At 72.5% G+C, this 23554-nt stretch carries 23 protein-coding genes; 11 read left to right on the top strand and 12 right to left on the bottom strand.

What is annotated here, in order from left to right; translation table 11 throughout:
* Nucleotides 1-22 precede the first annotated feature (22 nt).
* The 6 genes from ACZ466_RS33315 to ACZ466_RS33290 are packed head-to-tail and all read right to left on the bottom strand — an operon-like array spanning nucleotide 23 to nucleotide 6459.
* Nucleotides 23-772: a substrate-binding periplasmic protein gene (locus ACZ466_RS33315; RefSeq protein ID WP_378286040.1), complete on the bottom strand. Its 750-nt coding sequence runs from the start codon at nucleotides 770-772 to the stop codon at nucleotides 23-25.
* Nucleotides 769-2166 carry a glutamine synthetase family protein gene (locus tag ACZ466_RS33310; protein WP_378286041.1) on the bottom strand — a complete coding sequence of 466 codons (1398 nt, stop codon included), beginning with the start codon at nucleotides 2164-2166 and terminating at the stop codon, nucleotides 769-771. The genes ACZ466_RS33315 and ACZ466_RS33310 overlap by 4 nt, the downstream gene beginning before the upstream one ends.
* Nucleotides 2167-2196: 30 nt before the next feature.
* The gene (locus tag ACZ466_RS33305; RefSeq protein ID WP_378286042.1) at nucleotides 2197-3444 is read right to left on the bottom strand and encodes an NAD(P)/FAD-dependent oxidoreductase; all 1248 of its coding nucleotides are present in this window, start codon (nucleotides 3442-3444) and stop codon (nucleotides 2197-2199) included.
* A gap of 1 nt (nucleotide 3445) precedes the next feature.
* Nucleotides 3446-3634 (bottom strand): ferredoxin, encoded by a 189-nt coding sequence (locus ACZ466_RS33300; protein WP_378286043.1) that lies wholly within the window; start codon nucleotides 3632-3634, stop codon nucleotides 3446-3448.
* Between the two features lie 40 nt (nucleotides 3635-3674).
* Nucleotides 3675-4895, bottom strand: coding sequence for a cytochrome P450 (locus ACZ466_RS33295; protein WP_378286044.1), 1221 nt, complete (start codon nucleotides 4893-4895; stop codon nucleotides 3675-3677).
* A 28-nt stretch (nucleotides 4896-4923) separates the two neighbouring features.
* Nucleotides 4924-6459: an APC family permease gene (locus ACZ466_RS33290; RefSeq protein WP_378286045.1), complete on the bottom strand. Its 1536-nt coding sequence runs from the start codon at nucleotides 6457-6459 to the stop codon at nucleotides 4924-4926.
* Between the two features lie 328 nt (nucleotides 6460-6787).
* Here ACZ466_RS33290 and ACZ466_RS33285 point away from each other — a divergent pair, with 328 nt between their 5' ends.
* Both ACZ466_RS33285 and ACZ466_RS33280 read left to right on the top strand, forming a co-directional pair.
* Entirely contained in the window at nucleotides 6788-7546 is a 759-nt protein-coding gene (locus tag ACZ466_RS33285; RefSeq protein WP_378286046.1) for a FadR/GntR family transcriptional regulator, read from the top strand.
* 5 nt (nucleotides 7547-7551) lie between these two features.
* A complete protein-coding gene (locus ACZ466_RS33280) occupies nucleotides 7552-8286 on the top strand; it encodes a cache domain-containing protein (RefSeq protein WP_378286047.1) in 735 nt (244 codons plus the stop codon).
* A gap of 35 nt (nucleotides 8287-8321) precedes the next feature.
* On the opposite strand, the gene ACZ466_RS33275 is transcribed toward ACZ466_RS33280, so the two are convergent.
* A complete protein-coding gene (locus ACZ466_RS33275; RefSeq protein WP_378286048.1) occupies nucleotides 8322-8873 on the bottom strand; it encodes a MarR family winged helix-turn-helix transcriptional regulator in 552 nt (183 codons plus the stop codon).
* Nucleotides 8874-9028: 155 nt separating this feature from the next.
* Here ACZ466_RS33275 and ACZ466_RS33270 point away from each other — a divergent pair, with 155 nt between their 5' ends.
* The 5 genes from ACZ466_RS33270 (at nucleotide 9029) to ACZ466_RS33250 (ending at nucleotide 16531) form a co-directional block, all read left to right on the top strand.
* Complete coding sequence (locus ACZ466_RS33270) at nucleotides 9029-10117, top strand: ABC transporter substrate-binding protein (protein WP_378286049.1); 1089 nt, start codon at nucleotides 9029-9031, stop codon at nucleotides 10115-10117.
* A gap of 2 nt (nucleotides 10118-10119) precedes the next feature.
* Complete coding sequence (locus ACZ466_RS33265; RefSeq protein ID WP_378286050.1) at nucleotides 10120-10914, top strand: ABC transporter ATP-binding protein; 795 nt, start codon at nucleotides 10120-10122, stop codon at nucleotides 10912-10914.
* Nucleotides 10911-11774, top strand: coding sequence for an ABC transporter permease (locus ACZ466_RS33260; protein ID WP_378286051.1), 864 nt, complete (start codon nucleotides 10911-10913; stop codon nucleotides 11772-11774). Before ACZ466_RS33265 ends, ACZ466_RS33260 begins: the two co-directional genes overlap by 4 nt.
* Nucleotides 11771-12919, top strand: a complete 1149-nt coding sequence (locus tag ACZ466_RS33255; RefSeq protein WP_378286052.1) for an alcohol dehydrogenase catalytic domain-containing protein — start codon at nucleotides 11771-11773, stop codon at nucleotides 12917-12919. The genes ACZ466_RS33260 and ACZ466_RS33255 overlap by 4 nt, the downstream gene beginning before the upstream one ends.
* A 102-nt stretch (nucleotides 12920-13021) precedes the next feature.
* Nucleotides 13022-16531, top strand: a complete 3510-nt coding sequence (locus ACZ466_RS33250; protein WP_378286054.1) for a protein kinase domain-containing protein — start codon at nucleotides 13022-13024, stop codon at nucleotides 16529-16531.
* A 58-nt stretch (nucleotides 16532-16589) separates the two neighbouring features.
* Here the strand turns inward: ACZ466_RS33250 and ACZ466_RS33245 are convergent, their stop codons facing one another.
* The 4 genes from ACZ466_RS33245 to ACZ466_RS33230 all read right to left on the bottom strand — a co-directional run bounded on the left by ACZ466_RS33245 (nucleotide 16590) and on the right by ACZ466_RS33230 (nucleotide 19312).
* A complete protein-coding gene (locus ACZ466_RS33245) occupies nucleotides 16590-17087 on the bottom strand; it encodes a cupin domain-containing protein (protein ID WP_378286055.1) in 498 nt (165 codons plus the stop codon).
* On the bottom strand, nucleotides 17084-17854 hold the full coding sequence (locus ACZ466_RS33240; protein ID WP_378286056.1) for an alpha/beta fold hydrolase: 771 nt from the start codon (nucleotides 17852-17854) through the stop codon (nucleotides 17084-17086). Before ACZ466_RS33240 ends, ACZ466_RS33245 begins: the two co-directional genes overlap by 4 nt.
* Entirely contained in the window at nucleotides 17851-18633 is a 783-nt protein-coding gene (locus ACZ466_RS33235) for an aspartate dehydrogenase domain-containing protein (RefSeq protein ID WP_378286057.1), read from the bottom strand. Before ACZ466_RS33235 ends, ACZ466_RS33240 begins: the two co-directional genes overlap by 4 nt.
* Before the next feature lie 82 nt (nucleotides 18634-18715).
* On the bottom strand, nucleotides 18716-19312 hold the full coding sequence (locus ACZ466_RS33230; protein WP_378286058.1) for an HAD family hydrolase: 597 nt from the start codon (nucleotides 19310-19312) through the stop codon (nucleotides 18716-18718).
* Between the two features lie 55 nt (nucleotides 19313-19367).
* On the opposite strand from ACZ466_RS33230, the gene ACZ466_RS33225 reads away from it, so the two are divergent.
* The gene (locus tag ACZ466_RS33225; RefSeq protein WP_378286059.1) at nucleotides 19368-20126 is read left to right on the top strand and encodes a DeoR/GlpR family DNA-binding transcription regulator; all 759 of its coding nucleotides are present in this window, start codon (nucleotides 19368-19370) and stop codon (nucleotides 20124-20126) included.
* Between the two features lie 2 nt (nucleotides 20127-20128).
* On the opposite strand, the gene ACZ466_RS33220 is transcribed toward ACZ466_RS33225, so the two are convergent.
* Complete coding sequence (locus tag ACZ466_RS33220) at nucleotides 20129-20566, bottom strand: ATP-binding protein (RefSeq protein WP_378286060.1); 438 nt, start codon at nucleotides 20564-20566, stop codon at nucleotides 20129-20131.
* Nucleotides 20567-20685: 119 nt separating this feature from the next.
* On the opposite strand from ACZ466_RS33220, the gene ACZ466_RS33215 reads away from it, so the two are divergent.
* Genes ACZ466_RS33215 through ACZ466_RS33205 form a run of 3 tightly spaced genes read left to right on the top strand, consistent with a single transcriptional unit; the run spans nucleotide 20686 to nucleotide 23253 of the window.
* On the top strand, nucleotides 20686-21513 hold the full coding sequence (locus tag ACZ466_RS33215; protein WP_378286061.1) for a helix-turn-helix domain-containing protein: 828 nt from the start codon (nucleotides 20686-20688) through the stop codon (nucleotides 21511-21513).
* Nucleotides 21510-21701, top strand: a complete 192-nt coding sequence (locus ACZ466_RS33210; RefSeq protein ID WP_378286062.1) for a DUF397 domain-containing protein — start codon at nucleotides 21510-21512, stop codon at nucleotides 21699-21701. The genes ACZ466_RS33215 and ACZ466_RS33210 overlap by 4 nt, the downstream gene beginning before the upstream one ends.
* Before the next feature lie 52 nt (nucleotides 21702-21753).
* Complete coding sequence (locus ACZ466_RS33205) at nucleotides 21754-23253, top strand: hypothetical protein (RefSeq protein WP_378286063.1); 1500 nt, start codon at nucleotides 21754-21756, stop codon at nucleotides 23251-23253.
* The last annotated feature ends 301 nt before the right edge of the window (nucleotides 23254-23554 follow it).

Genomic DNA, 23554 nt, shown 5'->3' with positions numbered 1-23554 from the left:
ACCCACCCGCCCCTTCCGGCGGTCAGTCCTTGCCGAACGGGTACGGCAGGGCGGGCATCCAGGAGCGCCACGCCTTCTCCAGGCGGCCGTCGGCGATCACGGCCGCCAGCGCCCCGTCCAGGTCGGCGCGGATCCCGGGCCGGTCCTTGGCGACGGCGACGCCCCAGCGGTTGCCGGTCGGGACGGTGAAGGCCAGCTCGAAGTCCGGGTCCTCCCCCAGCGGGACGAACACCACGTCGTCGTCGACCACCGCGTCCACCTCGCCGGAGCGCAGGGCGGCCAGCATGTCGCCGAAGACGTCGTCGGTCTCGCCGCCGAACGGGACGGTGACGGCGCCGCCGAACGTCGCGGCCAGCGCCATGTTGGTGCTGCCGTCGATCGCGGCCACCCGCAGGCCGCGCAGCCCGTCCGGCCCGGTCACCCCGGCGCCCCGCCGCACCAGCACCGACTCGTTGAAGACGGCGTAGGGCCGGGTGAAGTCGACCTGGCGCAGGCGGGCCTCGGTGATGCCCTGCCCGCACCAGACCCCGTCGACCTCGTGCGCGCGCAGCGCCGGGACGAACTCGGCCCACGGCGTGAACACCCACTCCAGCGGGCGGCCCAGCACCTCCGCGACCAGCGCCGCCGCGTCCGGCTCGTAGCCGTGCCGGGTCACCCCGTCCTGGCTGCGGGAGAACAGCGGCGGCGCCTCGGCGTCGATGCAGGCCAGGCGCAACGGCCTCGCGGGGGGTGTGGGGGGTCGTCCCCCACAGGCGACACGACGGTCGGTCACGGGAGGTGCTCCGTGTACATCTCGCGCTCCCAGTCGGTGATGTGGCCGCAGAACCGGGCCCACTCGTCGCCCTTGAGCTCCAGGTACAGCTCGGCCATCTCCTCGGGGAAGGTGCCGCGGACGACCGAGTCGGCGGCGAAGGCGTCCAGCGCGTCCCGGAGAGTCAGGGGAAGCGGCTCGAACTTGCCGGGGGCGCCCTCGTAGCTGCTGCCGGCCTGCGGCGGGCCGGGGTCGATGGCGTGGTCGAGGCCGTCCTTGATCGCGGAGATCAGCGCGGCGTGCGAGAGGTAGGGGTTGACGCTGGCGTCGGGCAGCTTGCACTCCAGCCGCCCGTTGGCCGACAGCCGCACCGTGCACGTCTTGTTGTCCATGCCCCAGTTGATCTGCGAGGGGGCGAACTGGCCGGCGTCCCAGTACCGCTTGTAGGAGTTCACCGTGGGCCCCATCAGCGCCATCATCCCGGCGGCGTGGCTCAGGATCCCGCCGACCGCGTGCCTGCCGAGGTCGGTGAGGTGCATCTCGGTCACCCCGGGGTCGGCGAGGACGTTCTCCGCGTCGTCCCCGGTGCCGCGCCACAGGCTGAGGTTGTGGTGGCAGCCGTTGCCCATCACCCCGGCGGCGGGCTTGGGCATGAAGCTGGCCGTGACGCCCAGCTCCCGCGCCACCTGGCGGCAGATCTGCCGGTAGGTGACGACCCGGTCGGCGGTGGCGTCGGCGTCGTCGAACAGCCAGTTCAGCTCCAGCTGCCCCGGGTCCTCGTAGTCGCCCTCGATCATGTCGAAGCCCAGCGCCTGCGCGTACCGGATCACCCGCTGGTAGACCGGGCGCATCACCTCCAGGCTGTCGACGTGGTACGAGGGGCTCGACCCGGGCTTGACGTGCACGTCCAGGCCGGGGCCGGTCCACGTCATCTCCGGCTCGCAGCCGCTGCGCAGCCGCAGCCCGGTCGCCTCGGTGAACGCCGCGTGCACCCGGCGCAGGTTGGAGCGGGCGTCGGTGGCCAGCGGGCGGCCGCCGACCTCGGGGCGGTGGCCGGGCTCGTACACGCGGCACAGGAACCGGCCGACGGTGGTGTCCCACGGCAGCACGGCGAAGGTCTCGGGGTCGGGCATCGCGGTGAACTCGGCGGCCTCGGTGCCGCCGCCGAGCAGCGCGCCGAACCGGTCGACCTGGAGGTCGGACATGGCGGTGCGGTGCAGGTTGACGCCGCGTTCCAGGTTGCGGCGCAGGTGCCGGGCCGGGACGACCTTGCCCACCACGCGGCCGGTCAGCGACACGGTCTGGTAGTAGACGAACTCGACCCCGGACTCCTCGACCCGCGCGGTGAGGTCGCGCAGCGCGGCCTCGTCGGCGTTGCGTTCCTTGTGCTCGTCGAGAGCCGTCGTCGTTGACATCGGGAACCTTCCCTGGGGGGTGAGTGGGGGTCAGGCGGCGGCAGCGGGGGCGAGGCCGCCGTTCAGCAGCTCGCGGTACCGGCGGTGCTCGGAGGCGGGGATGCCGACGAGCACCACCCCGACCATCTGCCGGTCGCTGTAGTACGCCATCGCGACGCCGCCGGTGAGCGCCCGGGGGTGGTCGAGCCCGCCGTCGAGGAGCACGCAGCGGGCGCCGAGCGCGGGGGCACCGTAGCTCTGCACGCGCACGCCGTACTGGTCGCTCCAGAACGAGGGCAGCGGCGTGAAGGGGCTGTCGTCCTGCGGCCGGACGCCCAGGTGCGAGGCCAGCGTCGTGGCCGCGCGCTTGGCGGTGTCGTTGGGGACGCACCAGTGCTCGACCCGGCGCGGCACGTCGTCGTAGCGCGGGTTGGGGAAGCGGGCCACGTCGCCCACGGCGACGACGCCGGGCAGTCCCTCCACCCGCAGCTGGTTGTCGCACAGGACGCCGTCGTGCAGGTCCAGCCCGTTGCCCTGGAGCCATTCGACGTTGGGGCGGGAGCCGACCGACTCGACGACCAGGTCGGCCGGGACGAGGGTGCCGTCGTCGAGGACGGCGGCGGCGACCCGCTCGCACGGCCCGTCCGACAGCAGTTCGGAGACGATCCGGCCGGTGACGAACCGGACGCCCTGGTCCTCATGGTGCTGCCGCAGCACGCGGCCCAGTTCGGGGCCGAGCGACCGTTCCATGGGCTCGTGGCAGGGCTCGACCACGGTGACGTCGCAGCCGGCCAGCCGGGCGGTGGCGGCGACCTCGCAGCCGATGAACCCGCCGCCGACGACGGCCACGGAGCGGCCGGGAGCGAGCCGCTCGCGCAGCGCGAGCGCGTCGTCGAGGGTGCGCAGCACGTGCCGGCCGAACTCGGGCCCGGGGATGACGGCGCGGCGCGGCCGCAGCCCGGTGGCCACGACCAGCCCGTCGTAGGTGAGGTCGGTGCCGTCGGCAAGGGTCAGCCTGCGGGAGCCCAGCGCGGCCCGCGCGACCGGGGTGCCCAGCCGCCAGGTGACGTCCTCGACGCTCTTGCGGCGCCGGAACTCCGTGGCGGCGTGCGCCTCGGCGACGCCGCCCCGCCCGATCCTGCCCGCCAGCAGTTCCTTGGACAGCGGCGGCCGGTTGTAGGGGAGGTGCTCCTCCGCCCCGACCACGGTGATCGCCCTGTCCCATCCGGCGGCGCGCAACTGCTCGGCGGCGCGCAGCCCGGCCATCCCGGCCCCGACGACGACGACGTGTCCGGCCATCTCAGTCCTCGATCGAAATGGCCTGGACGGGGCACACGTCGGCGGCGTCCTCGGCGTCGCCGCGCAGGGCTTCACCGGGCGAGTCGTCGTACTCCAGCCTCCCGTCCTCGTTGATGCTGAAGACGTCGGGCGCGGCGATGGCGCACTGCCCGTGGTCCTGGCACAGGTCCAGGTCGACGACGACCTTCATCGGGGAACTCCTTCCGTGCGGGCGGCTGCCATGCGGGTGGTCAGCCTCCCTCGGCTTGGCGGGTGGGCGGGGTGAAGGCGATGGGCAGGGTGATCGGGCCGGTGTTGCCGCTGAGCGGCAGGGAGCGGGCCTGGCCACCGGGTCGGGGGTCGCGCATTCTCTGGGCGAGCAGCGGGAGCGCCTCGCTCATGTCGCAGCGGGCGACGAAGTGGCCGAGGCAGTGGTGCGCGCCGCCGCCGAACCCGTAGTGGGGCGGGCGTTCGGCGGTGATGTCGAAGGAGCCGTCCGGCACGGCGCGCGGGTCGGTCCCGGCGGACTCGGTGAAGAGGTGCACGGTGGTGCCGCCGGCGATGTCCACGCCCTGGAACTCGAAGTCCTCCAGGGCCTCCCGGGTCACCCAGGTGGTGGTGGGGGCGACCCGCATGACCTCCTCGACGGCGGCGGCGCCGAGGTCGGGCCGCTCGCCGAGCAACGCCCACTGGTCCGGGTGCCTCAGGAAGGTCTGCATGGCCAGCCCGAGCTGGTTGCGGGTGGTGTCGAACCCGCCGAAGATCAGCAGGATCATCGAGTCGCGCAGCTCGACGCGGCTGAGCCGGTCCTGGTCGCGCTCGGCCTGGACGAGGCGGGTGACGAAGTCGTCGCGGGGCTCGCGCAGCCGGTCGTCGATCAGCTCGTCGACGTAGCCGTACAGGCCGTCCAGCGCGGCCTCGATCTTCGGCAGGTCCTCGGCGATGGTGACGCCCATGGCCAGGCCGATGGTCGCGGACTCGCGGGCGATCACCGGCCATTCCGACTCGGGCAGCCCCAGCATGATCGCGATGACCCTGGCCGCGTACGGCTCGGCGAACTCCGACACGAACTCGCAGCGGTCCGGTTCGGCGAAGGAGTCGACCAGCTCGCCGGCCAGCGCCCGGAACCGCGGCACCAGCCCGCTGATCAGGCGCCGGGAGAACGCGGGGTTCATCAGGCGGCGCAGCCGGTGGTGGTCCTCGCCCTCCTTGTTGAGCACCCAGTTGGACCACCAGTCGGCGAACGGCCCGGTGGTGATGCCGTGGTGCTCGGGCCACTTGGCGCTGCCCTGCCGCAGCTTGGGGTGTTTGAGGAGACGGCTGACCTCGTCGTAGCGCAGGACGGCGATGCCGTAGTTGGTGCGCGCGTACCAGCCGTCCTCGCGGGCCCGCCGCACTTCCTCCGACTGCACCGAGAAGGCGGGGTCGGCGATGTTGAAGTACGGCGCGGTCGCGGCGGTGGTCGGGCTCATGGCCTCCTCCAAGTGCTCATGGGGTCGCTCATGGGGTCGTGAGGGGATCGGTGGCGGGGGCGGCGCGCCCGGCCGCGGGGATCGCGTCTCCGGCCGGGGCGTCACCGCGTCCGTAGTGGCGGGTCGCGGCCATGTAGACCAGGCCCAGGACGATCACGACCGCGCCGGACAGCGGGACGATGTAGTCGTCGTACCAGGGCGCCTCGGGCGTCCTCGGCCAGGACATGTTGACCATCGCGGAGACGCCGTACACCAGCGCGGCGATGTTGACCGCCAGGCCCCAGCGGCCGAGGGTGAAGTGCCCCGCGGGCCGCCAGCCCCTGAGCCGGGCGCGCAGCGCGGCCAGCACGACCATCTGGAAGCCCAGGTAGATGCCCAGCGACGCGAACGAGATGATCTTCGTGAGGGCGTCGGCGGAGAGCTTGGAGCCGATCACCAGCACGGCGGGCAGCACGGCGGCCAGCAGCAGCGCGTACGGCGGGACGTGCCGGGCCCGCGAGAACCGGGCCAGCACCCGGCTGCCGACGATCATGTCGTCCCGGGCGTAGGCGTAGGTCAGCCGGCTGGCGGCGGCCTGCAGGCTCATCGCGCACGACACGAACGAGATCAGCACGATGCCGAGGATCACCTTGACCATGCCGGAGCCGAACGCGGCGGTGAGCGCGGTGGTGACGGGGTCGGCGTCGGCGCCGGAGATGACGGCGCCGAAGTCGGCCACCGACAGCACCAGGGCGAGGGTGACGAAGGTGGCGGCGGCGCCGCCGACGTAGATCGTCATCCGCATCGCGCGGGGGATGCGGCGGGCCGGGTCGCGGACCTCCTCGGCCACGTCGCCGCACGCCTCGAAGCCGTAGTACTGGAAGATGCCGATGAGGGAGGCGGCCAGGAACGCGGCCGCGTACGAGCCGCCCGAGCCGGTGCCCTGTCCGTCGAAGAGCACGCCGAGGCCGTGGTGCCGTTCGGTCGCCAGCAGCCAGATCCCGACGGCCAGCGCGCCGAGCAGTTCGGCGGCGAACCCGATGATGGCGGCCAGCGCCAGCCAGCGGGTGCCGGAGAGGTTGATCAGGGTGGCGACGGCCAGGATGGCCAGGGCGCACACGATGGTGGTGGTGGCGGTGGGCCGGAACCCGAGCATCGCGGCGGCGTAGGGTCCGGCGCCGTAGCTGACGCTGGCGATGGTGGCCAGCAGCGCGAACAGGTAGACCCAGCCGCTCATCCAGGCCCAGCGGCGGCCCCACAGCCGGCGGGCCCACGGGTAGATGCCGCCGCTGACCGGGTACTGGGAGACGATCTCGCCGAACACCAGGGCGACCAGCAGCTGTCCGACGCCGGCGATGACGAACGCCCAGATCATCGGCGGGCCCGCGGTGGCCAGCGAGAACGCGAACAGCGCGTACACGCCGACGACCGGGGACAGGTAGGTGAAGCCGAGGGAGAAGTTGGCCCACAGGCTCATGTCGCGCTTGAAGTGGGTCTCGTAGCCGAGGGCGGCCAGGCGTGCGGAGTCGGCGTCGCCGGGTTCCGCGGCCGGGGGCGCCGCGGCGGGTTCGCGTGCGGTGGACACCGGGGTCCTCCCTTGTCAGCGGGCCTTGTCGGCGGTGTGCGCGCACCGTGCGCCGGCACCTGTCGACAGGGGGGCGGAACCCATCGCGCAAGCGGTCGCGCGGCGGCGGACGGTCGGTGTTCGGTGGTCGGACGGTGTCGGTGGACGGTCCCGGCCGGGCGGCCCGGTGGTCCGGGTCCCGGCCTGCGAAACTGACGGTCGGCGAGGCCACTGCCGAGAGTCGCGGGTACCCTCTGGCCGAAAAGATATGGCGCCAGATATTTTCTGGCAAGGGCTCCGGCGAGATCTCTTCGGCATGCCACCGCCCGAGAACGTGGAAGGGAGAACGATGCCCGCACCGGACGCGGCCGCGACCGCCCGGCTCGCCGTCTTCGCGCCCCTGGAGAGCCGCGGCCGGGCCGAGACGATCACCCGCCGGCTGGCCGACGCGATCTCCCTCGGGCTGCTGGCCGACGGCGAGCAGCTGCCCAGCGAGCCGGACCTGGCCGCCCGGCTGGGCGTGGCGACGGTGACGGTCCGGGAGGCGCTGAGCGAGCTGCGCGAGCAGGGCCTGATCGTGACGCGGCGGGGGCGCGGAGGCGGCAGCTTCGTGCGCGCCCCCAAGCAGGAGGAGACCGCCGAGCGCCTGCGCCGCCGGCTGAGCGACCTCACCGTGGCCGATCTGCGCGACATCGGCGACCACTACTCGACGCTGGCCGCCGGGGCCGCGCTGCTGGCCGCCGAGCGGGCCTCCCCCGACGACCTGGAGCGGCTCGGCGAGGCCGCGGAGGCGTTCGCGGGCGCCGCCGGGATCGAGCGGCAGCACCACACCGACGGCCGCTTCCACGTGGAGGTGGCCGCGGCCGCCCAGTCCGCCCGGCTCACCCGCGAGGAGATCCGGACGCAGACCGACATCGGGCCGCTGCTGTGGCTGCCCGGCGCCGACGTCCACACCCGGCGGCGGCTCGACCTGCAGCATCGCGAGATCGTCGCGGCCATCGCCGCCGAGGACGGCGAGCTGGCCGCCCGGCTCGCCCGGCGGCACGTGAACGAGTCGCTGGAACGGCTTGTGGAGCTCCACCTGAGTCTCGTAGAACCGTTGGGGTGAACCCGGTGACCGAATCTCTCGCACACTCCGCCGCCCGGGATGTCGGGCGGGTGTTCGACGGCGTGCTCCGGTCCGTGGAGCGGCTCAGCGCGCACGTGGTCGGGCTCGTCCACGACGCCGCCGCGCGCGGGGCGCGTCCCGCGCACGAGGAGCTGGCCCCGCTCCGGCTGGAGATCCTCGGGATCCTCGGCGAGCACGCGCCGCTGGTCACCGGCACCGGCTTCGTCGCCGCGCCCGATCTGCTGGCGGACGCGCCGCTGTGGCTGGAGTGGTGGCAGGCCGGGGACGGCCCCGATCCCGAGCGCCTGGTCGTGGACCTCGATCCGGCCGGCCGCGGCTTCTACGACTACACCGGGCGGCCTTGGTTCACCGTCCCGCGGGACACGGGCGGGCCGAACGTGCACGGGCCGTACGTCGACTACCACGGCACCGACCAGTACATCCTGACGATGTCCACGCCCGTGCTGGACGGCGGCGGGTTCCTCGGGATCACCGGCGCGGACCTCTACCTGCGGCGGGTGGAGAAGACCGTGCTGCCGCTGCTGCCGCCGGGCGCGATCCTGCTCAACTCGCAGGGGCGGGTGATCATCTCCCGTTCCGCCCGGCATCTGACGGGCGCGCTGCTGCGCAGGCTCGACATGGAGGCGGCCGAGCGCGCGGCGGCGCCGGTGGAGGTGCCGGGCGGCGGCGGCACGCTGAGCCGCTGCGGCGAGCTCCGCCTCTACCTGCTCACCCCCTAGCGGGACCGGGCAGCGGGACCGGGCAGCGGGGACGGTCAGCGCGGGCGGCGGCGGGGGCGCGGCGCGCGCGCCGCGACGGCCTCGGCCTCGCGCTTGGCGACGGCGTCCTGGATGGTGCGCTCCAGCAGGGCCAGCGCCCCGGCGATCTCCTCGCGGGCGGCCCGGTCGAGCCCCTCCAGCAGCGTCTCCTCGTTGGCCAGGTGCAGCGCGAACACCTCGTCGATCAGCTCGATCCCGGCCGGGGTGAGCTCGGCGAACATCACCCGGCGGTCGCCGGGGTGCGGGCTGCGCCGGATCAGCCCGGCCTTCTCCAGGCTGTCGAGCCGCCCGGTCATGGCGCCGCTGGACAGCAGGGACGACTCGGCCAGCTCCGAGGGGGTCTTGCGGTACGGCGGCCCGCCGCGCCGCAGGTTGGCCAGGACGTCGAAGGACTTGGGGGTCAGCCCGTAGGGCGCGAGGTAGCCCTCCAGCTCGTGCCGGGAGAGCTCGGCGACCCGGCGCAGGCGCCCGAAGACGCCGATCGGCGACGGGTCGAGGTCGGGGCGCTCGCGCCGCCAGTCGTCGAGGACCTTCTCGACCGTGTCCATGGCACCGTCCGTGGATCTGTCCGGGGTGGGGTTCCGGGGTGGGCTCCGGGGTGGGGGCAGCCTAGCGGAAAAGCCGCGCTTCTAAGATACCTTGACACAAGTAATTTAACTCCCAGATACTTCCCCCCAAGTAAAAGCGCCTGGATGAGGTCACCATGCACACACCTGTTGCCACGCTCCGTACGCGATCGCGGCGCCGGAGCCGGCGGAGCCGCTCCCTGGCGGGCGCCGCCGTCGCCACCGCCGCCGCCCTCGCGCTCACCGCGTGCGGAGGGTCCGGCGAGACCAAGGACTCCTCCGGACGGGTCAAGCTGGACGTCCGTACCGACGTCTTCTACACCGGGGCCGTCCTGCCCCTGGTCGCCGGGGTCGACCAGGGCATCTACGAGAAGCACGGCCTGAACGTGACGCTGAACCCGGGCAAGGGCTCGGCCACCACGCTGCAGACCGTCGCCAACGGCTCCGACGACCTCGGCTACGCCGACGCGGGCGCGCTCGTGCAGGCGGCGGGCAAGAACATGCCCGTCCAGATGGTGGCCGGGATGGTCCAGCGCTCCCCGCTGGCGATCTTCGCCAAGAAGGACTCCGGGATCCGCACCGCCAAGGACCTGGCCGGCAAGACCGCCGGGTTCACCGCCGGCTCGGCGCCCGAGACCGTCTTCCCCGCCTTCGCCAAGGCCACCGGCCTGGACCCCGACTCGGTGAAGCTGAACAAGGTGGACGTGCCGACCCGCGACAGCCTGTTCGTCCAGGGCACCGCGCAGTTCACCTTCGGCCTCCTCAACGTGACCGAGCCGAACATGAAGGAGAAGTGCAAGTGCGACCTGGTCGCGCTCGGCTACGCCGACGCCGGCCTGGACGTGCTCAGCTCCGGCATCGTGACCTCCGACAAGTTCGCCGAGGAGAACCCGGACGCCGTCCGCAAGTTCCTCGCCGCGACCGCCGAGGCCGTCCAGGCCACCAACCAGAACCTCGACGGCGCGGTCGCCTCGTTCTTCAAGGTGGCCACGACGAGCACCCTGTCCAAGGAGGTCGTCAAGCAGCAGTGGCAGTCCTCGGCCGGGCTGCTGACCACCGACCGCACCAAGGGGCAGCCGTTCGGCTGCACGGCCGAGGCGGACTGGAAGAGCACCATCCAGGTGATGGAGCAGTACGGCGGCGTGGAGAAGGGCAAGCTGTCCCCCGCCGACGTGGCCAGCAACGCGCACCTGGCCGGCTGCGCCGACGGGCTCGGGAAGAAGTAGCGATGCCCGCCGCCACCACACCGTTCGTCGAGTTCGACGGGTTCACCAAGTCCTTCGCCACCGCGGGCGGCGTCGTCACCGCGGTGAACGAGATGTCCTTCCAGCTGGAGCGGGGCGAGTTCCTCGCCATCGTCGGGCCCAGCGGCTGCGGCAAGAGCACCCTGCTCATGGCGCTGGCCGGGCTCACCCAGCCCACCTCCGGCGAGGTGCGGGTGCGGGGCGAGGCCGTCCTGGAGCCCTACACCGACCTGGGCATCGTGTTCCAGGGCGCGGAGCTGCTGCCCTGGCGGACCGCGCTGCAGAACGTGCTGCTCCAGTCGGAGATCCGCCGCACCCCCAAGAACGAGGCCGCCGCCCGCGCCCGCGAACTGCTGGACCAGGTCGGCCTCAACGGGTTCGAGGACCACTACCCCGAGGAGCTGTCGGGCGGCATGCAGCAGCGCGTCGCGCTGTGCCGCTCGCTGCTGCACGACCCCGAGATCCTGGTGATGGACGAGCCGTTCGGCGCCCTCGACGCGCTGACCCGCGACCAGATCCAGATCGACCTCCAGCGGCTGTGGATGGAGCGGCGCAAGACCGTCGTGTTCGTCACCCACAGCATCGACGAGGCGGTGTTCCTGGCGGACCGGGTGCTGGTCTTCTCCCCGCGCCCGGCCAGCATCGCCGCCGAGTTCCGGGTGCCGCTGGAGCGGCCGCGCCACCTCAGCGCGCGGAGCGGCAAGGAGTTCACCGACCTGGTCGGCGAGATCCGCGGCGTGTTCGAGACCCTCGGCGTCCTGACGGAGGAGCGCAAGTGAGCACCACGGTGCACAAGGGCCCCAAGGGGAAGACGGCCGCCGCCGCGGGCGCGCCGCCCGCCGCCAGGCGCGGGTTCCTGGAGTCGAAGGCCGCCGACTGGGCGCTGCCGACCGCGCTGGTCGTGCTGGTCGTCGCGGGCTGGCAGGGGCTGGTGTCGCTCGGCGGCGTCGAGGAGTACGTGCTGCCCGCGCCCGGCGACGTCGTCGCCAAGATGTTCGGCGACTTCGGCGTGTTCGCCGAGCAGTCGGTCCCCACCATCGTGGCGATCTTCGTCGGGTTCGCGCTGGCCATCGCGGTCGCGCTGCCGATCGCGGTGGGCATGGTCTACAGCGTCGTGGTCCGCAAGGCGGTCTACCCGCTGCTGATCATCGCGCAGGTGGTGCCGAAGGTGGCGATCGCGCCGCTGTTCATCATCTGGTTCGGGTTCGGCCAGCTGCCCAAGATCCTCATGGTGGCGCTGATCTGCTTCTTCCCGGTGGTGATCGACTCGCTGGTCGGCTTCCGCGCCGCCCGTCCCGAGAGCCTGATGCTGGTGCGGTCGATGGGCGCGAGCCGCTGGCAGGCGTTCTGGAAGATCCGCTGGCCGTGGGCGCTGCCCAGCATCTTCGCCGGCATCAAGGTCGGCATCACCCTGGCCGTGGTCGGCGCGGTGGTGGCCGAGTTCGTCGGCGCCGACACCGGCCTCGGCGTGCTGCTGATCACCGCGCGCGGCGACATGGACAGCCTCACCGTGTTCGCCTCCATCGCCTGGCTGACCGTCATCGGCTTCGTGCTGTTCCTCCTGGTGGAGGTGCTGGAGCGGGTGCTGGTGCCGGGCAAGAAGAGCGGCCGCAAGTTCGAGGCGTCGGGGTCGCTGTGACCGGCGGCTCCCAGCGGGCCGTGCTGTACGCGGGGTCCGGCCGCGCCGAGGTGGGCGAGGCTCCGATGCCCGCCCTGGAGGTGCGGCCGGGCCCCGGCGTGCTGCCGCGGCGCTGCGACCACGGCGTGATCGTCCGGACGCTGGCGACCTGCGTGTGCGGCTCCGACCAGCACACCCTGCACGGCCCCGGCGCGGTGCCCGGCATGGTCCTGGGGCACGAACTGACCGGTGTGGTCACCGAGGTGGGCCGGGACGTGGAGCGGATCCGGGTGGGCGACGTGTGCTCGGTGCCGTTCAACGTGGCGTGCGGGCGGTGCGGCAACTGCCGCGCCGGGCTCACCGGGCACTGCCTGAGCACCAACCCGTCCCGGCCGGGCGCCACGTACGGGATGGGCGAGGGCTTCGGCGGCTGGGCCGGACTCCAGGCCGAGTTCGCGCTGGTGCCGTACGCCGACTTCAACCTGCACGTCCTGCCCGACCGCGAGCAGGCGCTGGACCGGCTCCTGGACGTCGCGCTGCTCGGCGACATCCTCCCGACCGGCTACCACGCCGCTCTGGGCGCCCGCGTCGGCCCCGGCACGACCGTCTACGTCGCGGGCGCCGGGCCGGTGGGGCTGGCGTGCGCGGCGGCGTGCCGGCTGCTGGGCGCCGCGACGGTGATCGTGGGCGACTTCAACGCCGAACGCCTCGCCCACGCCCGCTCCGCGGGCTTCGCCCCCGCCGACCTGTCGTCGGGCGAACTGCCGGACCTGGTCGCCGAGATCACCGGAAAGCCGTTCGTGGACGCGGGCATCGACTGCGTCGGGGCTTCCGGTGTTCGGGCCGCCGCGCTCAACGACGTGATCGGCGTCGTGCGGCACGGCGGCGCGATCTCCATTCCCGGCGTGTATCCGGCGGGCGCCCCGGGCGAGCGCCCGGAGCTGGGCGTGTGGCTGGGCGGCATCTGGTCCAGGGCCATCACGGTCTCGTCCGGCGCCACTCCGGTGCGCCGCTACCAGGAGGAACTGGCCGCGGCCGTCCTGCACGACGACGGCCTGGCGATCGCTGACATCGTGCGTGCTACCAGGGTCCCCCTGGCGGAGGCCGCCGACGCCTACGCCCAGTTCGCCGCCGGAGCGGGCAGGAAGTTCGTCCTCATCCCCTAATACCGTGGGGCGCCCCGAACCGATGAAGGTCCCGGCGAGTCTCACGTTGAGTAGTGGTCTACGTGAGTTGCGTGGCGGCTCTCTCGCTGGGGAGTGGAATCCGTGCGGGCCGAATGGCGTGAAGGCGATCGGATCCTGGACCTGTACGAGGTGCGGGGTGTGCAGGGGCGAGGCGGGATGGGCGTGGTGCACCGCGTCCGCCATCTGGGCTGGGACATCGATCTCGCTGTGAAGAGCCCGCGCCCGGAGCTGTTCGGGAGCGAGGAGGCCAGGAAGAACTTCGTCCGCGAGGCCGAGACGTGGGTGGGGTTGGGCATGCACCCGCATGTGTGCGCCTGCCACTACGTCCGCACGATCGATGAGATGCCGCGTGTGTTCGCCGAGTACGTGAACGGGGGCAGCCTCCGCCGCTGGATCGAGGACGGCCGCCTTTATGAGGGCGATGCCCTCGCCCGCGTCCTGGACGTGGCGATCCAGATGGCCTGGGGTCTCGAGCACGCCCATGCTCAGGGACTGGTTCACCAGGACGTGAAACCGGCCAACGTCCTGCTGGAAGCCGACGGCACGGCCAAGATCACCGATTTCGGGCTCGCCAGGATCCGGAGCCCGGCCGCTGGTACCGCGGCCGCCGCCGGCGGCGCGAGCGTGCCGGTGACGGTGTGCGGGATGACGCCCGCTTACGCCTCGCCCGAGCAGGCGGCCGGGGATGCCATCGGCCGGCGCAGCGATGTGTGGAGCTTCGCCGTCAGCCTGCTGGAGATGTTCACCGGGGAGATCACCTGGCTCGTGGGAGCGGCGGCGGGTGAGGCACTGACCGGATCCGCCGCCAGGCGGCTGACCATTCCGTCCTCGGTCGCCGAGATCCTCGCGCACTGCCTGCGCCCCGATGCCGCGGAACGTCCGGCGAGCATGGCCGAGGTCGCCGCGCTGCTCGTCCGCGCGTACGAGCGTGAGACCGGCGGCGGGTACCGGCGTCCGGAGCCGACCGCGGCACAACCCCGGGCGGACGAGCTGAACAACCACGCGCTCTCCCTGCTGGACCTCGGAAGGAAGGACGAGGCCGCGTCGGTCTTCCAGGACACGCTGGCCCTGGACCCCCATCACCTGGAGGCGACCTACAACTTCGGACTGCTGCGCTGGCGGGACGGCGCCATGCGGGACGACGAGCTGGTCGCGGATCTGGAGGCGGCGGCCGCGGCCGCGAAGGACCCGGTGGAGGCTCGGCGGCTGCTGGCCCTGGTGCATCTGGAACGCGACGACGCGGCATCGGCCCGGTCGCTCCTCCAAGAAGCCGCCGCGCATTCGCCGGGCGACAGCCGGATCCAGGACACGCTCGACCTCGCCGGCCCGGCCGAGGAGCACGGCGTGGTCGTCGATCGGCGCAGCAGGTTGCTGCGCAGGCCGCGGCGGGATCGTTACGTGTCGGGCCCGACGAGCGGCGGCCGCGATCTGAGCGCAACGCCGGGCGAGTGGTTCTACGCGGCCCAGGTCGCGCTGAACGCCGACGGAACCCGGGCGCTGTGCTGGGGCTGGCACGGGATCGGGCTGTGGGACGTGGCCGCCGGCAGCCTGCTGCACCCACTCGACACCACCGGCTTCCGGCACCTGATGCACCATGGCGACTCCATGATGATGAGCCTGGACGACGCCGGCGACCGGGCTCTGTTCTCCACCGGATACACCGACGTGCACGTGTGGGACGTCGTGTCCGGACAGCACCTGAGGACGCTGAACCACCCGTGTGAGCGCTTCGTCCTTCACGCCGATCGCCTCGCCAACAGGCTCCGGTCGTCGGCCATCAGCGGTGACGGGCGCCTGGCGATCACCGCCGCCCAGAAAAGCCACGGCGCCCAGGTCTGGGAGACATCCTCAGGCCGCCGCCTCCATGTCCTCAAGGCGGGCCCCCAGGAGAACGGCAAGGAGGGGGAGGTGGTCTCGGTCGCGTTGAACGCCGATGGCCGTATCGCGGCCTGCGGCTCTGACCACGGCGAGATCAAGATCTGGGATCTGGAGACCGGACGCTGCCTCCGGACCCGCCGGGGCACGCGGAGCATCTTCGGGGGCGTGACCAGACTGTGCCTGAGCGGTGACGGCACGATCGTTCTGGCGGTCTCCCGAAAGGCGGTCCTCGCCTGGGATCTGGCGACGGGCGGGCCGCCGCGTACGCTCATCGAGCTGTCCAGCGAGGCGGCGTCGATCAGTCTGAGCGGCGATGGCGAAACCGCTCTGGTGGTGGGCGGCACGCCCGGGGACCCCGTGCGGTTGTGGCATGTGCCCACCGGCCGGTGCGTGCGGACGGTGAAGGGGATCGGTTGGAACCCGCGCGGGGCGCTGAGCGGCGACGGACGCATCGTCGCGCTCCAGAGCAGGGTCCCCGGGTCGGGCGTCCAGGTCATGCCGGCGAAGGTGTGGTCGGTGTCCAAGGCCCCCCATACCTGCGCCTACCGGCTCTGCCGTCCGCGGCCGCACGCCGAGCTGGCGCGCCTGGCCTCCCGGGTGGAGAGATTGGTCGGGGAGGCGACCAGGGCCGCCGCCCAGGGCCGTCACCAGGCCGCCCTGGACCTGCTCGCCCAGGCCCGGCAGGTGCCGGGGTACGAACGGGCACCGGAAGTGCTGCGGCTGTGGCGCTCCCTGACACGGTCCTCGACCCGCACCGCGATCAAGCACGTGTGGCCCCACAAGCCGCCGCAGGATCTGCACGCCCACAGGTTCGGCGTCTGCCTGCTGGGCCGCGGCGACACGCTTCTCACCATGGGCTCGGACGATTCCCAGCACTGGGACCTGGAAACGGGCCGGCATCTCAACCGCGCCCGCGCCGGCGAGCACTCGATCGCCTGGATGGCGTCGAACGCCCATGGCACGCTCGTCCTGACCGGTAACAACGTCGGCATAACGCTCTGGGATGTGGCGACGCTCAGCCGCGTCCGGGCGCTCGACACGGCGGAGAGCCACCACAGGACGTCCCTGAGCATGGATGCGGACGCGCGCCTGGCGGCGGCGACACGCGCCACCGGCTCCATCACCGTCTGGGATCTGAGCACCGGCCGGCGTTTGCGCGACTTCACCGCCGTCACCGAGAAGGGCGAACCCGATCTTTGGGACGGTGGGCTGCTGCCCACGGGCCACCTGAGCGCGGACGGCCGAACCGTCCTGTCCGGCGCCCACGACGGCGCGGTACGCCTCTGGGACACGGCGTCGGGCACCCTTGTGCGCGACTTGGAGGGACACGGCGAACGCATCAGGAGCGTCCGCTTGAGCGACGACGGGCGGCTGGCCCTCTCCGCGTCCCAGGACGGAACGATCCGTGTCTGGGACCTGGAAACCGGACACGGCACGCGCGTGTTCGACACCAGCGCCCACGGGACCATCACCCTGGCGCGCTTCAGCCCCGACGGCCGCTTCGTCTTCTCGACGGACCGGAGCGAGCGCACCATCCAGATCTGGGACATCGCGACCGGTGAGTGCATCCGGGTCATCGAAGGTTTCCGGATGCCGATCAGCACCCTCGAGCCCAGCGCCGACGGCCGCTTCCTCCTCGCCGCGAACGAGTTCCGGGAACTGAGGCTGTGGGAGATCGACTGGGACCTGGAACCAGCCCCCGCACAGCCGTGACCGCGGAGGGCGGCTGTCCAGGGACGGGCGCCCGGCCGGGTGCCCGTCCCCCGGTTCGTCAGTCGCGGGTGATGCCGTGCATGGGGGAGGTGGGCGGGTAGGTGGGGAGCTGCGGCTTCTGGGCGCCGATGACCACGCAGAACAGGGCGTCGGAGTCGCCGATGTTGCGCAGGCTGCGGGGCACTCCGGCCGGGACGCGGATCAGGTCGCGGTAGCCCAGCACGCGGGACGCCGTCCTGGTGCCGTCCTCGACGTCGTGCACGGTCACCTCCAGCTCGCCCTCCAGCACGAAGAACACCTCTTCGACGTCATGGTGGGTGTGCTCGGGGCCGATCGCCCCGGCGGGCAGGCGCATGTTGGAGAAGGTGAAGTGCTCCGACGGCAGGATCCGCTTGTCGCCGTCGTGGTGCCCGGTGGCGCCCGACCCGATGTAGCGGATCTGCGCGCGCCGGAACTCGTCCCCGGCCTTGGCCTGGAAGCCCAGGGTGTCCCAGTCCTCGAGGCGGCTGTCCCTGCTCGCGATGGACGCGTCGATCAGGGCGTCGAGGTCGGTCATGGCATGCTCCTTATGGTTGACGGTACGAGGAAGTCGCGGACGGACCGGGCGAACGCCTCGGGCCGCTCCTGGTTGGAGAGGTGGCCCGCGCCGGGGACCTCGGCATAGAGGGCGCCCGGGATGCCTGCGGCGATGACGCGGCTCTCGGCGGGCGGGCAGACGGCGTCGTGCTCGCCCACGAGGACGAGCGTGCGGGCCTTGACCTCGCCGAGGCGGGGGCCGTGGTCGGTGGCGGCCATCGACGCGGCCGCGTACCCGTACCCGGGCATCCGGATCGCCGCCGCCATCGCCTCCGCCACCTGCGCGACCTCGCGGTCCGAGGCGGCCGGCGACAGCAGGCGGGCCGCGCGCCCGCGGGCGAACGGCCCCGGGCCGAGGCGGTCGAGTTCGTCGCCGCGGGCGCGCATCGCCGCGGCCTTCTCGGGTGCGGCCCCCGAGCCCCGGGTGGAGTCGGCGAGGATCAGCGCGTCCAGCCGGTCGGGGTGGCGCAGCGCGATCCGCGTCGCGATCACCCCGCCCCAGGAGACGCCGAGGACGTGGGCCCGGTCGAGGCCGAGGGCGTCGAGGACGGCGACGGCGGCGTCGGCGTAGCCGTCCATGCCGGGCGGTCCGGCGGGGTCGTCGGCGGAGGCGTAGCCGGGGGCGTCCCAGGCGATCACGCGGAGCCGGTCCACCAGCAGCGGTGTGATCGCGTCGAACGCGGCGCCGCTGGAGCCGATCCCGTGCAGGCAGAGCAGGGGCGCGCCCGCGCCCGCGTCGCGGATCACGCGACCCGCCATGAGGCGCGCAGGTCGCCGAGCGTGCGCAGCACGGCGTAGGGCACCAGGCCGCTGGTGGCGGGGTTGCCGGGGTCGGGCAGGTTGGCCAGCTCGAACCGGTACTGGCCCACCGGCCCGGCGAACTCCACGACATGCCTGGTGAGCGTGCAGCCGGGGGCGGCGACGAGCCGGACCCGGACGATCTCCCAGTCACCGGCGGCGAGCGCGAGCGCGGCGGCGACGTTGGCGTTCTTGGGGAAGCGTTCGGCGGCTTCGCGCGCCGGTCCGTCGTGCAGGACGACGGGTTCGTCCCCGGGTTTGAGGTCGCGGAGGCGGCGCGCCTGCCGCTCGTCCATCCAGGGCTGGATGAGGGAGGACGGCTCTTTGGACGAGGTGAGGCGCACCTCGCGCAGCGGCCCGGCGAGCGCGGCGGCCCGGACGACGTCGAGGCCGCCCAGCGCGCCCGGGCACACCAGGAGGCGGCCGGGCGCGGCGTCGAGCCTGCGGAACAGCCCCTGGTCGGCCAGCGCGCCGACGGAGACGGCGATCAGGTCGCGGCCCGCGTCGAGGACCGCCGGGCCGTGCTCGCGCAGCGCGTCCCGGCCGGCGGCCTCGACGATCACGTCGGAGGCGGCGACCAGCTCGTCCAGGGTCCGGACCCGTTCGGGGACGGCGCCGTCGCCGCGCCGGAGCACCCCGGCCAGTTCGGCGCCCCGGACCCCGCCCGTGCGCAGCACCCCGGCGACCCGCGCCCCGATCGCCCCGTGCCCGAGCACACCGACCCGCACCCGCGCTCACCGCCTATATCTTGGAACGAAAATACTTGGAATAAAAATATCCACCTCCCTCCGGCTTCGCAAGACGGGGCCCTCAGCGCAGGCGCGCCAGGTCGGCGCGCAGCGGCGCGGCGCCGGTGAACAGCACCGACCGGATCCCCAGCACCTCGGCAGCCCGGACGTTCTCCGCGCGGTCGTCCACGAACAGCAGGTCGCCCGGCTCCGCGCCGAGCCGGGCGACCAGGCTCCGGAAGACCTCCGGATCCGGTTTCGCGAGCCGCAGGTCGGCGCTGAAGAGGCGGTGCCGGAACAGGTCCGCCAGCGGCAGCCCGTCCACCATGCGGGCGAGCTCGACCGGCGCGTTCGAGAGGAGCGCCAGCCGCGCGCCCTCCTCGGCCAGTTCCGTGAGCACGGCGACGGTGTCCCCGTTGATGTGCGTCCAGGTGCGGACGTCCAGGGTCACCAGCAGCTCGACGAGATCGGATCTCGCGGGCACGCCCAGGCGCCCCAGCACCGAGTCCCAGAACTCGGCCGCGGTCACCGCGCCCAGGTCGTACGGCTCCCGGTGCGCCCAGTACACCGGCCAGAACCGCTCCGGCCCGACGCCCGCGGCGGGCGGCAGCAGCGCCCCGGCCTCCTCGGGCGGCGCGTGGCTGATGACGCCCGCGTAGTCGAACACGATCCACTCCATGGCGACCTCCCAGGTTTCCTTGACTTTCTCACAAGAAATCTGTTTGATCCAACACATGGAGAGTTCGGAACGGGTGCTCGCGCTCATCGAACGGCTGCGCACCACCGAGCACGTCACCGTCGCCGACCTGGCCGCCGCCACCGGCGCCTCGGAGATGACCATCCGCCGCGACCTCGACCAGCTCGCCGACCGGGGCGTCCTGCGCCGGGTCCGGGGCGGCGCGGTGAGCCTGCTGCTGCGCGGCGAGGCCATGCCGTTCGCCGTCCGCGAGCACGAGGCCCCCGACACCAAGCGGAGGATCGCGGCCGAGGTGGACGGGCTGCTCGCCGACGGCGAGGCCGTCGTCCTGGACTGCGGCACCACCACGCTCACCATCGCCCGCGCGGTCGCCGGACGGCGCCTCACCGTCGTCCCGCTCGACCTGCACTCGGCCGGCGCGCTGAGCGCCGCCCCCGAGATCCGGCTGCTGGTGCCCGGCGGGCGCACCACGCCCGGGGCGCTGGCGTTCACCGGGCCGCTCACCGAGGCGTCGCTGGCCTCACTGCGCGTCGACACCGCCGTGCTCGGCGTGTGCGGGCTGTCGGCCGAGCACGGGCTGACCGCGCACGACCTCGACGAGGTGCCGGTCAAGCGGGCCGCGATCGCGGCGGCCAACCGCGTCATCGCCGTGTGCGACGGGGCCAAGTTCGGCCGCACCGGCCTGGGGGTCGTGTGCCCCGTCACCACCCTCGACGCGGTCATCACCGACCGGACCGCCCCCGCGGCGGCCGTCGCCCGCCTCCGCGACGCCGGGGTCCAGGTGCATCTCGTCTGAGCTCAGTCGAGCTCGAACCACGTGTGCAGGTGCCCGGACTCGATGTAGTGCCCGGAACGGCCGGCCAGCGTCTCGATCAGCATCACGCCGTAGCCGTTGTCGCGCAGTTCCTCCTCCTCCCGCCGGGTCGGGACGGTGGGCCCGCCCTCGTCCACGACCTCGCAGCGCAGGATGTCCCCGGCGCCCATCAGCGTCAGCGTGAACTTGCCCCCGAACCGGGACTCGGAGTGGACGATGCTGTTGGTGCACGCCTCGGAGATCAGCAGCTCGGCCGTGCCGGCCCGCTCGCCGTCCCCCAGGATGCCGACGGCGAAATGCCGGGCCTCCCCCACGCTCTCCGCGACGGCCGCGAGCGTGATCGAGCCGATCACCGTCCAGTCGCCCACGAGACCACCGCCCTCACGTTCATCGCCCACGGCCCGCGCCGCCTCTTCACTCATGACCGTGCTCGCTCTCCTCGGATTTGCACGTCCCGATCGCTTGTCCTGGTGTAACAATGACCTCACCGTGAGTGACAGGGAAGATTCAATCCGAAACTTGAACCCCCCAGGAGAGAGCGATGACCGCAGCAGAAGCACTCGACCCCGACGAGTCCCTCTGGCACGCGCTGTCCTTCCAACTGCGCCACGAGCGCCAGAAGCGCGGCCTGTCCCAGACGGCCACCGGCGACATCATGGGCGTGAACAAGCACGCCGTTTCAAATTACGAAGCCGGTCGCAACCGGATGACCCTCGTCCAGGCCGTCCGCCTGGACCGCGCCTGGGACACCGGCGGCCTCTTCGCCCGCCTCCGCCGCTTCGCCAAGGCCGTCTACGACCCCGAGTGGGGCAAGAAGGTCGAACGCAACCAGCGCGAGGCCGAGCAGCACAAGATCTTCCAGAACAACGTCGTCCCCCTCCCCTTCCAGATCGAGGGGTACGCCCGCAGCCTCCTCGCCGCAGGCCAGGCCGCCGGAGCAGTGGACGATCTCGACGGCGCCGTCCAGCGGCGGATGGACCACCAGGAGGCCATCCTCGAACGCCGCCCGAAACCACCACTCGTCTGGGCCGTCCTCGACGAACTCGCCCTACGGCAGATGGCCCCATCAGAGGTGATGCGAGCCCAGTACGAGCACCTGATCAAGCTCAGCGAACTCCAGCACGTTTCTCTGCGCGTGCTCCCAGCAACAGCAACACCGAACATCGGTGTCGATGGATCCTTCTGGTTCTTCGACCTCCCAGGTCGGCAGGTCGCCGCGTTCGCCGGAACGACTCTCAATGTGGGTCGCTTGATCGACGATCAGGCCGAGGCAGCCACCGCAGCGGTACGATTCGACCATCTCGCTGCACGCGTGTTGAACGAGGAACAATCACGCGAACTCCTGGCAAGAAGGATCGAGGAGACATGACGATCTGGCGCAAGAGCAGCCACAGCGGCGGCGCGGGCGGGACCGACGAGTGCGTTGAGCTGGCCCGCCTGACCGACGCCATCGGCGTGCGCGACAGCAAGAACGCCACCGGCCCCATCCTCCACCTCGACCACCAGACCTTCGCCACCCTCCTCCACACCATCAAGAGCGCGCCGCGTAGCTCCTGATCGGACACGGCAATCCCCCAGTCGCCCCAAGGGCCTAGTCGGGAACAAGCCGATGTCTGTATCGCAGCGGGAACTCGCGTGGGCCGCACTGGTGATCCAGACTGCGGTGCCCACCGAACGGCTGCTGGCAGCGTGGGCGGACGGGCTGGCAAGCAATCGCGCCGCTCCGGATGACGTCCTGAAGGGTCTGCTCGGGTACACGTTCTCCTTCTTGTGGCGACGGCTGCCCGCCTCGGTCGTGGACGCCGCCGTCGACCATCCGGAGTGGAAGGTGCGCGCGCTGCTCGCCGAAGCCCAGCCCGGCATGACCTCCGAGCAGTGGACCCGCCTGGTGCTGAGCGAGAGCGACGCCTCGCGGCGTGCGGACCTCGCGCTCGCCGCGACGGCTCGGGGCGCACGGCTCGCCCCGACCACCTACGAGAAGCTCGCCGCCGATCCATCCGCGCAGGTTCGTGTGGAGGCCGCCTGCTTCCCTGATGTGCCCGCGCACCTGCTGACCGCCCTGGCCGCGGACCCGGACGCGGCGGTACGGGCCGCGGCGTGCGGACCCGCCTGGCCGCACCTGGACGCGCCCGCACGGCAGAAGTTGGTCAACGACCCCGACGGCAAGGTCCGTGCCGCCGCGCTCCTGCGCCACCACGAGGTCGAGCCGCTGTCCCGGGCCGTCTTCGAGTCCGAGGGGCTCCGGGAAGACGCGGTGCGGAACTGCCGTCTCGAACGCGAACTCGCCGAGCATCTGGCTCATGGGCTCGACCCGGCCCGGCGGCGCGCGCTCGCGTGGAACCCGCACCTGCACCCGGACGTGCTCGCCCTCCTCGCCGAGGACCCGGACGCCTCCGTCCGGATGGAGGTGTCCACGCGCCCGGACCTCACCGAGGCCCAGCGTGCGGGCGTCCGCATCGACTTCGACCCGGACCTCCACTCCCACGATTTGGGCTGGGTCGTTGCGCTGCAGGAGGACGCCGACGCCATGCGCAGGCTGGCGGCCTCATCGCATCCGCTGGTGCGCAGGAGCGTGGCCCGCACCAGGCGCCTTCCGCCGGACGTCGTCGAGCGGCTCGCCCGGGACGATGACCGTGTGGTGCGTCTCTTCCTCGCCGAGTCCTGCGACGACGCGCCCGCGGACATGCTCCTGGAGGTGTACCGGTGGTGGACCGGGAGCCTCAGCCATCCCGACCGGCCCCGCGGGCATCCGAACTTCCCCCGCCGCGGACTCCTCCGGTTCGCCGACGATCCGGACCCGCGGATGCGTGTTCTCGCCCTGGACGACCTCGACTCGACGGCCGAACTGGTGGAGCGGCTCGGCGGCGATCCCGAGGCGGAGGTCCGGTCGCGGGTCGCCGTGGATCCGCGGCTGGCGCCCGCGTCGGCGGTGCGGCTTCTCGATGACCCGCACGAGTCCGTGCGGAGGGCGGCCGCCCGGAACCCGCGGCTGCCCGTGCGGGTCCTGGTCGGGCTGCTGGGAGACGCCGGCACCGCCGAGTACGCGGCGGGGAACCCGTCGCTGCCCGGCGGGGTCATGCGGGCGATGGTCCGGCGGCTGCGGGGCTGAATCCGCCACGCGCGTTTTGGGGGAATGTGCGATGGGCGGATCGGGGGCATTCCGGGTGTTTCATCTGGGGGTCTCGGCGGGTCGCGCGGCAAATGGCGCGAAGATCCGGCACGACCACTCCTGAGGCTTTGGCGGTGGCTGATCAGCCGAGCGGTGATCAATGCATGGCAATATTCCGATCAAGCCTGGCAAGTTGACCACTCCCGACCTGCATGAACCCCGACGCCGCGTGCTATTCATAGCCTTGCACTGCTTCACGTAGGTGCGAAGAGAACTCTCCGCGGATGAGCTTAGGAGGCTC

The sequence above is a fragment of the Actinomadura rugatobispora genome (genome assembly GCF_055379765.1).
Note: the sequence above shows the minus strand (reverse complement) of the source record. Positions and strands in the feature narration are given on the sequence as shown.